The organism is Chitinophaga sp. (genome assembly GCF_039596455.1).
Lineage (GTDB): Bacteria > Bacteroidota > Bacteroidia > Chitinophagales > Chitinophagaceae > Chitinophaga.
Genome location: NZ_JBCNJR010000001.1, coordinates 2,345,019 through 2,356,653, shown reverse-complemented (window position 1 = coordinate 2,356,653; position 11,635 = coordinate 2,345,019). Strand labels below are relative to the sequence as shown.

The following is an 11,635-nucleotide window of genomic DNA, read 5'->3' as shown; positions in this document are numbered from 1 at the left end:
AAAGTGCAAAAGTAAAAGATTCTGCCCATACCCGGCAACGGCTGCATGGGAATCCGGTCAAAACATTTAGATTTGCACGGCGTTTTTGAAAATATGACCTTTTCACCATGCAGGTTCACAGAGACTTACAACAATTGCCCGTTTTCAGAAATGCTGTGATCACCATCGGCACTTTTGACGGCGTACATACCGGCCACCAGTACATCCTGCAGCAACTGCAGGAGGCTGCCGCCGCCTGCAACGGCGAAACGGTGATCATCACGTTTGACCCGCACCCGCGGGAAGTGCTGGCGCCCCACAACCAGCCTGTGCACCTGCTCACCACGCTGGAAGAAAAGATCATGCTGCTGGAAAAGCAGGGCATCCACCACCTGGTGGTGGTGCCGTTCACCAAAGCTTTTTCCGAACTGTCTGCCAAGGCTTACCTGGAAGATTTCCTGATCAGCACTTTTCAGCCGCATACCATCATCATTGGCTACGATCACCGTTTTGGCCACAACCGGGAAGGCGGGCTGGAGCTGCTGGAGGCGGAGCAGCAAAAATTCGGGTTCCGGCTGCTGGAAATTCCGCAGCAGGTAGTGCACAACCTTACCGTCAGCTCCACCAAGATCCGCAAAAGCCTCCAGGAAGGCGCCATTCAGCTGGCCAATGAGCTGCTGGGTTACCCTTACTTCATTAACGGCACGGTGGTGCATGGAGATAAAATGGGCCGCCAGCTGGGTTTCCCTACCGCCAACATTTCTCTGAACGATGCCCGCAAGCTCATTCCCGCAGAAGGCGTATATGCCGTTACCGTCACCACAGGCGGGCATACGCACAAGGGCGCGCTCAACATCGGCACGCGGCCTACCTTCAATGGCCGGGAGCTGAGAATTGAAGTGTTCATCCTCGATTTTGACGAAGAGATTTACGGCCGGCCCATCCGGGTAAATTTCCTGGACTACATCCGTTCAGATAAAAAGTTTGATTCCGTAGAGGCCCTGGTGCTGCAGATGAAAGATGATGTGGCCAGGGCGCGGGTAATTGCCGGTTAAGGTCAGGGCCGCATCAGCCGGAACAGCAGTTCCTTCATCAGTTCCCCATCTTCATTACCGCTATCTCCGATGCCGATGCTGCGCAGGTTGTATTTGTGCAGCAACAGAATGGCGCGCTCCGCCCCTTCCGGGCCATAGTTGCGGGCGGCGGCGGTATAGTCTTTCAGGAAAAAAGGATGTACGCCCAGGGCGGCAGCCATTTCCTTCTCCCCGCCTTTTACGCCGAACAGCAGGTTGATCTTGGCAAAATAATTATACAGGGCTGGTATCACCATCTGGATGGGGGCGGCTTTGGGGTTGGCTGAAAAATAGCGGGCAATGCGCATCACCTTGCCAATATCCTGCTGGCCCAGGGCGTTCTGCAGCTCAAACACGTTGTATTCCTTGCTGATGCCTACGTATTTTTCAATGTCGCTTTCGTCTATCTTTTTGCCTTCGGGCAGGTTTACCAGCAGCTTGTCTATTTCGTTGGCAATGCGGGAGAGGTCGTTCCCGATATGGTCTGCCAGCAGTATGCAGGCCTTTTCGGAGATGGCCAGGCCCTGGCTGCGCACATAGGCTTCCGCCCAGGAGGGCAGCTGGTTGTCATACAGTTTTTTGGTGGACAGCACTACGCCCTTTTCCTTGATGAGCTTGGACATTTTGCTGCGCCCATCCAGTTTGCCCTGCTTATGGGCCACCACAAACACGGTAGACTCCAGGGGCTGGGCAATATAAGCCTCCAGCTTGAGCAGGTCTCTCATGGCCTGGGCCTCTTTCAGGATCACCACCTGGCGGTCTGCGAACATGGGGTAGCGGCGGCAGGCGTTGATCACGGTAGCCCAGTCCGTATCCTTGCCGTAAAACACGGTAAGGTTAAAGCCCTGGTCTGCCTCGCTGAGCAGCTTGTGCTCCGCGTAATCCACCACCTGGTCTATAAAAAAGTCTTCTTCCCCTTCCAGCCAGTACAACGGCTTGAACTTGTTGCTTTTCCAATCTTTGATGATATCCTGGTATTCCATGTTCTGTTTCCTGTTTTGCCTTTTTTACACAAACTGCACCTGTTCTTTTTCCAGCAGGGGCATTCCCTTGAAGCGCAGCAGCAACTGGCCTACGGTGAGCACATCTTTCTGGCAATACTCCATGATGCGGGGCAGGTTCCTTTCTTCCCAGAACACTTTGCCCACCATGCTGCCGTCTATATCGTCCTTGGGGGTGGGTATACCCAGCACGGCGGCCAGCAGCTTGAGGGAGGTGTAGTTCCTGAACTCTCCGAAGCGCCATATCTGCAGCGTGTCCAGCACGGGAGATTCCCAGGGTTTGAAGTTATGCGCCTGCAGAGGGGCCGGCAGAGCCAGGCCATTGATCAATGCACGGCGGCAAATATAGGGAATATCAAATTCGCGGATATTGTGCCCGGCAAACTGGAAGCGCGGGTACTTTAAAAAAAATTTTTGCACCAGGTCAAGGAAACCTTCCAGCACTTCTTTTTCGTTCTGGCTGGCAAAAGATTTTATACGCAGTTGATAATGACCGGCTTCCGTATAAAAGAAACCTGCGGAAATACATACAATGCGGCCAAACTCCGCCTGCAACCCCGCCTTTTCCACATAGGCCTCTTCCCCGTTTACAGAATCTGGCGCAGTTTTTGTATTTTTTTCCAGCCAGAGGCGTTGCAGCTCGTCAGGCAGATGATCAAAGGTAGCTGTAAGAGGAACAGTTTCTATGTCAAGGAGTAATAATTGATCGAGGGCAACGGTATTGAGCACAGCCAAAAAGTTTAAAACGTGTAAATTAAAATAAATTTAGCGTTTAAGGGTTTCAGAAAAAATTTTACCCATATAACAATCAAAAAATAAAACAAACATCACTATGGCGGAAAACACTTTTAATACCGGTACGCCCGGTACTTCCGGACCTGAAAAACCAAGAAACAACAAAAACGGGATTATTTACGGGGTTCTCATTGCCGCGCTGGTGGGTACGTGGGGGTACATGTTTTATGACAAGAGCCAAACCAGCAAGGAGCTGGTGGTAAAGGAAAACCAACTGGACACACTGACCAACTCCCGCAATGAACTGCAATCTGAATATGACGCTGCACAGGCGCGCCTGGATGACCTGATCTCCCAGAACAGCCGCATGGACAGCCTCGTAAAAAGCAAGGATAAAGAAATTGCCGACATGAAAGGCCGCATCAGCAGCATTCTGAGCAACAAAAATGCTACCGCTGCGGAACTGGCTGAAGCCAGAAGGCTGATAGAGCAGCTGAAATCCACCACGGAGTCTTACGTACAGACCATTGAAAGGCTGGAAGGCGAGAAGATCGTGATCACGGGCGAGCGTGACGTGGCCCGCAAGGAGCGCGATTCCGTGACCGTGGTAAAAGACAGCCTGGGCAAACGCGTAGAGGTAGGGTCCGTACTGCATGCCTCCAACATCAAGCTGAGCCCCATCAACGTACGCCGTAACGGTAAGGAAGAAGTGACTTCCAAAGCCAAAAGGGCCGACATGATGCGCGTAAGCTTTGACGTAGACAACCGCATTGCCACCACCGGAGACAAGGAATTGTACGTGGCCATCACCGCTCCTGACGGTTCTCCCCTGGCGGTAGAAGCCCTGGGCAGCGGCCGGTTCACCCTGGAAGACGGTACCGAAAAGCTGTACACCGTTAAGAAAACCGTTTCTTACGTGGCCGGCGGCACCACCCCGGTAAGCATGGACTGGAAACAAAACTCCGATTTCAAACCCGGTGACTACACCGTGGAAATCTACCAGGACGGCTTCAGGATAGGCTCCGGTAAAGTAAATCTTAAAAAAGGCGGTCTTTTTAACTAGAAAAGACCATAACATAGACAATCCAACATTCATAAGCACAGGTGCGGCCTTGACGGCCGCACCTTTTATTTATTCCTGTCAGGATTGTTAAAGATTGGTTATTGAATTTAAAATATATATAAAAATAAAATAAAATTAACTTTCTTTGCGGAGCAATCAGGAAAATGCCCTCCCGGAACGGTATTTACCTGTATTTTGCACAAACCCGGTGCTTGTGACGAAGATTCGTTAGACTGAATTATGGAGCTATACGATAATATTTATGACATGGCAAACACAAATAAAGTAGTGTATGTAATTGACGATGACGAGATTTTCCACTTTATTGTAAAGAAGATGTTCGGGTTGCAGGGTTGGAACGTGGTTGTAAACTCCTTTCTGTCTGCAGAAGACGCCATTGAAGACCTCAGCGCTTTTGCGGAGCAGAACCTGCCTTGCCTGATCATTCTTGACATGAACATGCAGCGGATGAACGGTTGGGATTTTATTGAGGCCTTCCGGGGATTAAAAAACAGGTTGCGCCAGCATGTGCCCATCATCATGTGCTCTTCTTCCATGAACATACAAGACATGGAAAAGGTCAAAAAAACGCCGGAGCTGATGGCTTACATCACCAAGCCGCTTGACAAATCTAAAATGAAAGTAATTGAAGAATATCTCTGAAAAGAGAGCTAATACCCAAAAAAGTAACCCATAAAAAAAGAGCGGAACCAGTTTCCGCTCTTTTTACTTTATTTATTATTCATCTGTTAATACACGTCTTCTAAATAGGTCAAATGGAACCTCGCATTCACATGCCCGGTTTCATTTTTTATGCTGTAACAGGCTCTCCATACATTTCGGCACGGAGGTTTTTTACCCGCTCGTCTGCGAGGTACTCGTCAAACGTGCTGAGGCGGTCTATGATGCCGGAGGGCGTAATTTCAATGATACGGTTGGCTACAGACTGCATGAAGGTATGGTCATGCGTGGTGAAGAGCACAATGCCTTTGAAATCTTTCATGCTTTCGTTGAAAGACTGGATAGACTCCAGGTCAAGGTGGTTGGTAGGCTCGTCCAGTATCACCACGTTAGGGTCTTGCAGCATCATGCGGGACACCATGCAGCGCACTTTTTCCCCACCGCTCAGTACGGTCGTTTTTTTCATGATCTCGTCTCCGCTGAAAAGCATCCTGCCCAGGAAACCGCGCAGGAAGGGCTCATCCACATCAGTTACATGCGGCGGAACAAACTGGCGCAGCCAGTCCATCAGGTTCAGGTCACTCTTGAAGAACTCGGCGTTATCGTCAGGCAGGTAGGCCTTGGTAACAGTGGTGCCCCATTCCAGCTTGCCGCTGTCTGCCTGCTGATCTCCGTTGATAATGTCGAAGAAGGTGCTGAGGGCCAGGTGGTCTTTAGACAGGAAAGCTATCTTGTCTCCCTTGTTTACGGAAAAAGTAACGTCGCTGAACAGTTTGCGGCCATCCACGCTTTTCTCCAGCTTCTCTACGTTCAGTATCTGGTTGCCTACTTCGCGGAGCTGTTTGAAAATAATACCGGGGTATTTGCGGCTGGAAGGCTCAATATCCTCAATAACCAGCTTTTCCAGGGCTTTTTTACGGGAAGTGGCCTGTTTGGATTTGGAAGCGTTGGCGCTAAAGCGGGCAATAAAGTCCAGCAGGTCTTTCCGCTTCTCCTCCATTTTCTTGTTCTTGTCATTGATCTGGCGGGCCATCAGCTGGCTGGATTCATACCAGAAGGAATAGTTACCGGTGAATATCTTGATCTTGGCACGGTCTACGTCTGCTACGTGGGTGCACACGGCATCCAGGAAGTGACGGTCGTGGCTCACTACAATTACAATATTCTCATAATCAGCCAGGAAGTTTTCGAGCCAGCCGATGGTTTCCACGTCAAGGTGGTTGGTGGGCTCGTCCAGCAGCAGGATGTCAGGGTTGCCGAAGAGGGCCTGCGCCAGCAGCACACGCACTTTCAGCGCACCGCTCAGGTCTTTCATCAGTACACTGTGCAGCTCTTCTTTCACGCCCAGGTCTCCCAGCAGCACCCCGGCGTCGCTCTCGGCGGTATAACCGCCCATTTCGCCGTATTCGGCCTCCAGCTCGCCGGCACGCATGCCGTCTTCTTCAGAAAAGTCTTCCTTGGCGTAAATGGCGTCTCTTTCCGCGGCAATTTCCCAGAGTTTTTTGTTGCCCATCAGCACCGTGTTGAGCACGGTCACTTCGTCAAACTCGTAGTGGTTCTGTTTGAGTACGGACATACGCTCGCCGGGGGTAATTTCTACCGTGCCCTTGTTGGGCTCAATTTCCCCTGACAGGATCTTGAGGAAGGTAGACTTGCCCGCGCCGTTGGCGCCGATTACTCCATAGCAGTTGCCTTTCGTAAAGTTGATATTCACTTCATCGAACAATACCCGTTTACCGAAAGAGAGCGTTACATTTTTTACACTAATCATTGCTGGCTGAAATTTGAAGCCGCAAAGTTACGAAATATACGGGATATCTCCGCCTCCTCCCCAAAGCCCGCAGGCCTTCCCTATTGAACAATTTTCCGATATATAGTGTTAACAATTACAACTAAAAGCGATGTTATGATCCAAGAATTTGCCAAATACTGGTGGCTGTTCGTGCTGAGGGGCGTTCTGGCCATCCTTTTTGCGGTGCTGGCTTTCCTGTGGCCGGCCATCACCCTGTCCATACTGGTCATCTTCCTGGGCGCCTACTTTTTTGTGGACGGCATTTTTACGCTGGTGCACAGCTTCCGGGTCATGAAAACGGAGCCCCGCTGGTGGGTACTGCTGCTGGAGGGGCTGGTGAGCATTGTGGCGGGCCTCATAGCGCTGTTCAGCCCCGGTGTTACAGCCCTGTTCCTGGTGGTGCTGATAGCCGTCTGGAGCTTGGTAACAGGTATTTTGGAGATCATCCTGGCCTTCCGGCTGCGCAAAGAGATCACCAATGAATGGATGCTGATACTGGCCGGGGTACTGTCTATCCTTTTCAGCATACTGCTGTTTATGCAGCCTATCACCGGAGTGGTGGTCATTTCCTGGTGGATAGGGTTTTATGCCCTGTTTTTCGGCATTTTTCTCATTTCTGTGGGCATACGGCTGAAGAAACTGGCCAAACACCAGCACGTCTGAAGGTTGCGGATTATAAAAACGAAGGGCGCCCCGGCATGTGGCGCCCTTCTTTATGGCTGTTATTTGCTGATCCCTTCCAGGTAAAAAAGAAATGCATACTGGAGCGCCACGTCTTTCAGGGCCTTGAACCTGCCCGAAGCGCCGCCGTGGCCGGCGTCCATATTGGTTTCCAGCAGCAGCAGGTTGCTGTCTGTCTTCATCTCCCGCAGTTTGGCCACCCACTTGGCCGGTTCAAAGTACTGCACCTGCGAGTCATGCAGGCCGGTGGTGACCAGCATGTTGGGATAGGCCTTTTTCTCTACATTGTCATAGGGCGAGTATGATTTCATGTACTCGTAAGAGTCTTTGTTATTGGGGTTGCCCCATTCGTCGTACTCCCCGGTGGTGAGGGGAATGGACTCGTCCAGCATGGTGGTGACCACGTCTACGAACGGTACAGCGGCAATCACTCCTTTCCAGAGGTCTGGCCGCATATTTATCACGGCGCCCATCAGCAGGCCGCCGGCGCTGCCGCCCATGGCATACAGGTGTTCCCTGCTGGTATATTTTTGCTGAATAAGATACTCCCCGCAATCAATAAAGTCCGTAAAGGTGTTTTTCTTTTTGAACATCTTGCCGTCTTCATACCATTGCCGGCCCATCTCCTGCCCGCCGCGGATGTGGGCAATAGCATAGGCAAAACCCCTGTCCAGCAGGCTCACGCGGTTGGAGCTGAAAAAGGGCTCTATGGAGTTGCCGTAAGAGCCGTAGCCGTACAGCAGCAAGGGTTGTTTGCCGTTCTTTTCAAAGCCTTTTTTGTATACGAGCGAGATGGGCACCTTGGTGCCGTCCTTTGCGGTAGCAAACAACCGCTCCGTCACGTAGTTCTTCGGGTCATACCCACCCAGCACCTCCTGCTGTTTTTTCAGCTCCTTTTCCTTTGTGTCCATATTGTAATCAAAGGTGGAATTGGGCGTGGTGAGCGAGGTATAACCATAACGGAGCTGCTTGCTGTCCATTTCAGGGTTGGTGGATACATAAGCTACATAGGCCGGCTCCCCGAAATCGAGATAATGCTCCTGCCCGCTGAGGCTGTTGATGATACGTAGCTGCGAAAGGCCGTTTTTCCGTTCGCTCAGCACCATGTAGTTGTCAAAGAGCTCAATACCTTCCAGCAGCACGTCTGCACGGTGAGGCACTACTTCTTTCCAGTTATCTTTGCCGGTTTTGTCAAGCGGGGTTTCCATGAGGCGGAAATTCTTGGCGTTGTAGTTGGTCACTACATAAAACTTGTCTCCCCGGTGGTCAATATCATACAGCAGGTCTTTCTCGCGGGGATGGAATATTTTGAACGCCCCGTCAGGCTGGTCTGCATCCAGGTAGCGGTATTCTGAAGAAAGCGTGCTGCCGCTGCCTATGATGATGTATTTGCGTGACTTGGACTTGTATACCCAGGTGCTGTAGGTATCGTCCTTTTCAAAGAAAACGATCTTATCTGTCTTCGGGTCTGCGCCCAGCAGGTGTTTGGAGATGCTTTCAGAGCGGAGCGTAGAATCGTTCTTGCGGGTGTAGAACAGCGTTTTGTTGTCATTGGCCCAGGTGCTGCCGCCGGTGGTATTGGCAATGGCATCGGGGAGCAGCTCCCCTGTTTCGAGGTTCTTTATATGAATGGTATACTTACGCCGGCTCACGGTATCTACCCCGTAGGCCACCATTTTGTTGTCCGGACTAACGTTCAGGCCCACTACGTTGTAATAGGCGTACCCTTTGGCCATATCGTTCACGTTCAGCATCACCTCTTCCGGCGCGGACTCGTTGCCTTTTTTGCGGCAGTACAGCGGGTACTCCTTCCCTTCTTCATAACGGGTGTAATACACGTAACCGTTGAGAAAGTAGGGCACGGATTCGTCTTTTTCCTTGATGCGGCCTTTCAGCTCTTCGTACAGCTTTTCCCGGAATTCCTTCACGGGTGAAAGCATGGTGTCTGTGTACTTGTTCTCGGCCTGGAGGTAGGCAATCACTTTGGGATTGTCTCTATCCTTGAGCCAGTAATATTCGTCTACCCTCACATCTCCATGGATGGCGGGAAATTCATGCCTGATCTTTTCGGCTACGGGTGGTGTCACGTTCATTTTCTCCTGTTTTTTTGCTGCGGTGTTACAGGCTGCCAGGGTGATGGCGGCCATGAGGGGGATGATAGTTGCTTTCATAATACAGGTTTAGGATCAATAAATAAATGTAAGGAAAAAAAACGTCCCCTGCGGTTACCGGTGAGGGGAACCCGCAGGGGACGCTGATATATGGCCTGATGTCTACTTTATTTTCATCCGTTCACTATCCCAGTGTATCACCTTTTTGGAGAAATAGCTCTCGTTGGCTGCCAGGGCGGGGCCTGCGGCGCGCAGCCCGAAGGTGGCGTCTTCCACCACGGCTTTTTTGCCGCGCATGGCCTCAAAGAAGTTCACGAAGTGGTCAAAACGGTCGTCATACCCGGCAGGCGCGCGGTAGGCGGATTCTTCCATTTTGGCCGTGGCGCGGTCTGCTTCGGAGTATTTGGCCTTGTATTCTTTTACGAATTCTTCCTGTTGCTGCTTGGTGAAGGTGTTGTAGGTATCCCAGCCGCCATAACCGGGGGCTACGGGCAGTTTATGCTGCTTCACCTTGAAATCGTTCCAGCCCATTTCCATCACGCCTTCAGTGCCAATGAGGCGGGTGTATTCACCACCTCCGCCGCCGTCTGCAAAGTTTACCCGCAGCTGCATCTGGAAAGCGGGATGCTCTTTGGTAGCGGGATAGTCAAAAATGGCCACCATTACATCCGGCACGTCCCGCCCGTCTTTCCATTGCACCAGGTTGCCGCTGGCGTAGATGTTGGCCGGGCCTTTGGAACCCACAATGAAATGCAGGCCGGTGATGAGGTGAACGAACAGGTCTCCGGGCACGCCGGTGCCATAGGCCCGGTAGTTTCTCCAGCGGAAGAAGCGCACAGGGTCAAAGGGCATTTTGGCGGTATCTTTCAGGAAGGTATCCCAGTCTATGGTTTTAGGGCTGGCATCCGGTGGTATGGAGTATTGCCAGGCGCCCAGCGCACTGTGGCGGTCTATTTTCGCTTCTACCAGGTTCAGCTGGCCAATGTCTCCGGCCAGGTAGCGTTTCCGCGCTTCTGCCAGCGCCACGCTGCTAACGCGCTGGCTGCCTACCTGCAGCACGGCTTTAGTGCGCTGCTGGGTGGCAATTACTTTATGCCCTTCTTCTATCTGCTGTACCATGGGCTTTTCACAATACACGGCCTTGCCTTTTTCCATGGCGGCAATAGACTGTGTGTCATGCCAATGGTCTGGCGTGGCTATGATAACGGCGTCTATGTCTTTTCTTTCCAGTATTTCCCGGTAATCACGCGTGGTGAAGAGGTGGTTGCCGTACACGGTTTTCGCTTTCTCCAGGTGGCCGTCATACAGGTCTGCCACGGCTACCAGTTCCACACCAGGCACCTTCAGGGCGGTGCTCACATCGCCAAAGCCCATAATGCCCATGCCTATGCCGGCTATACGAATTTTATCATTGGCGCTGACGGGTTTGGAGGGTTGCAACAAGTGCTGTTTAACAGGGTTTTCCGCAAATGCGCCCAGGGAGCCGGCGCCCAGGAACGCAGCAGTGCCGCTTAACTGCTTGAGGAATTTACGACGGGAATTGTCTGACATGATGTATCAAAAATTTATGTGCTTACCAAGATAAGAAAAAATGAGCCCGGGGAAAAGGGAAAAACAGGGCGGGCGGCGCAAAACCGGGAGCAGCGGAAATACCCGCAAAAGCAATGCAGTGGCGTGTATGCGGTACACTTTATATGACGTCATACAAAAAAGGCCGCCGTTGCCGGCAGCCTTTCGGTTATTTGCGTCCCGTGAGGGATTGGTATTATGCTTCAGAAGAAAACCCAGCTCCAATAAACTCGCGGTTGAGGCGGGCAATATTGGTGAGGGAAATGCCTTTGGGGCATTCCGCCTCGCAGGCGCCGGTGTTGGTGCAGCTGCCAAAGCCTTCTTTGTCCATTTGCGCTACCATGTTCATGGCGCGTTGTTTCCGCTCAGGGTCTCCCTGCGGCAGCAGTGCCAGCTGGGATACTTTTGCGGAGGTGAACAGCATGGCGGAAGAGTTTTTACAAGCCGCCACGCAAGCGCCGCAACCAATACAGGCCGCCGCCGCGAAAGCATGGTCTGCGTCTGTTTTGTCTATGGGAATGGCGTTGGCGTCTACCGCGTTGCCCGTGTTTACGGAAATATAGCCGCCGGCCTGAATGATGCGGTCAAACGCAGAGCGGTCTACCGTCAGGTCTTTGATCACCGGGAAAGCCGCCGCACGCCAGGGTTCTACCACAATGGTATCACCATCGTTATAGGCGCGCATGTGGAGCTGGCAGGTGGTGGTTTCGTTCCACGGGCCATGCGCGCGGCCGTTGATATACATGGAGCATGCGCCACAGATGCCTTCGCGGCAGTCATGGTCAAATGCGATAGGTTCTTTGCCTTCGTTGATCAAACGCTCATTCAGCACGTCGAACATCTCCAGGAAAGACATGTCTTGAGACACATCTGAAACCTGATAGGTTTCAAAGCGGCCTTTTTCTTGGTTGTTCTGCTGGCGCCAAATTTTTAATGTGAGCTTCATAATT

General features: G+C 51.8%; 10 protein-coding genes. 4 read left to right on the top strand and 6 right to left on the bottom strand.

Features of this window, described 5'->3' with window-relative positions; genetic code table 11:
- Nucleotides 1-107 precede the first annotated feature (107 nt).
- The gene (locus ABDW36_RS09525; RefSeq protein ID WP_343701657.1) at nt 108-1,034 is read left to right on the top strand and encodes a bifunctional riboflavin kinase/FAD synthetase; all 927 of its coding nucleotides are present in this window, start codon (nt 108-110) and stop codon (nt 1,032-1,034) included.
- A gap of 2 nt (nt 1,035-1,036) precedes the next feature.
- On the opposite strand, the gene holA is transcribed toward ABDW36_RS09525, so the two are convergent.
- Nucleotides 1,037-2,035 (bottom strand): DNA polymerase III subunit delta, encoded by a 999-nt coding sequence (holA, locus tag ABDW36_RS09520; protein WP_343701656.1) that lies wholly within the window; start codon nt 2,033-2,035, stop codon nt 1,037-1,039.
- Between the two features lie 24 nt (nt 2,036-2,059).
- Complete coding sequence (locus ABDW36_RS09515; RefSeq protein WP_343701655.1) at nt 2,060-2,782, bottom strand: 3'-5' exonuclease; 723 nt, start codon at nt 2,780-2,782, stop codon at nt 2,060-2,062.
- Nucleotides 2,783-2,885: 103 nt separating this feature from the next.
- On the opposite strand from ABDW36_RS09515, the gene ABDW36_RS09510 reads away from it, so the two are divergent.
- Entirely contained in the window at nt 2,886-3,851 is a 966-nt protein-coding gene (locus ABDW36_RS09510) for a hypothetical protein (RefSeq protein ID WP_343701654.1), read from the top strand.
- 267 nt (nt 3,852-4,118) lie between these two features.
- Nucleotides 4,119-4,514 (top strand): response regulator, encoded by a 396-nt coding sequence (locus tag ABDW36_RS09505; RefSeq protein WP_343701653.1) that lies wholly within the window; start codon nt 4,119-4,121, stop codon nt 4,512-4,514.
- Between the two features lie 148 nt (nt 4,515-4,662).
- On the opposite strand, the gene ABDW36_RS09500 is transcribed toward ABDW36_RS09505, so the two are convergent.
- Nucleotides 4,663-6,303: an ATP-binding cassette domain-containing protein gene (locus ABDW36_RS09500; protein WP_343701652.1), complete on the bottom strand. Its 1,641-nt coding sequence runs from the start codon at nt 6,301-6,303 to the stop codon at nt 4,663-4,665.
- A 135-nt stretch (nt 6,304-6,438) separates the two neighbouring features.
- Between ABDW36_RS09500 and ABDW36_RS09495 the strand changes: the two genes are divergently transcribed.
- Nucleotides 6,439-6,987 carry an HdeD family acid-resistance protein gene (locus tag ABDW36_RS09495; protein WP_343701651.1) on the top strand — a complete coding sequence of 183 codons (549 nt, stop codon included), beginning with the start codon at nt 6,439-6,441 and terminating at the stop codon, nt 6,985-6,987.
- Between the two features lie 59 nt (nt 6,988-7,046).
- On the opposite strand, the gene ABDW36_RS09490 is transcribed toward ABDW36_RS09495, so the two are convergent.
- From ABDW36_RS09490 to ABDW36_RS09480, 3 genes are all read right to left on the bottom strand, one after another.
- A complete protein-coding gene (locus ABDW36_RS09490; protein WP_343701650.1) occupies nt 7,047-9,176 on the bottom strand; it encodes a S9 family peptidase in 2,130 nt (709 codons plus the stop codon).
- Nucleotides 9,177-9,278: 102 nt separating this feature from the next.
- On the bottom strand, nt 9,279-10,667 hold the full coding sequence (locus ABDW36_RS09485; RefSeq protein WP_343701649.1) for a Gfo/Idh/MocA family oxidoreductase: 1,389 nt from the start codon (nt 10,665-10,667) through the stop codon (nt 9,279-9,281).
- Nucleotides 10,668-10,881: 214 nt separating this feature from the next.
- On the bottom strand, nt 10,882-11,631 hold the full coding sequence (locus ABDW36_RS09480) for a succinate dehydrogenase/fumarate reductase iron-sulfur subunit (protein WP_343701648.1): 750 nt from the start codon (nt 11,629-11,631) through the stop codon (nt 10,882-10,884).
- Nucleotides 11,632-11,635: the final 4 nt, after the last annotated feature.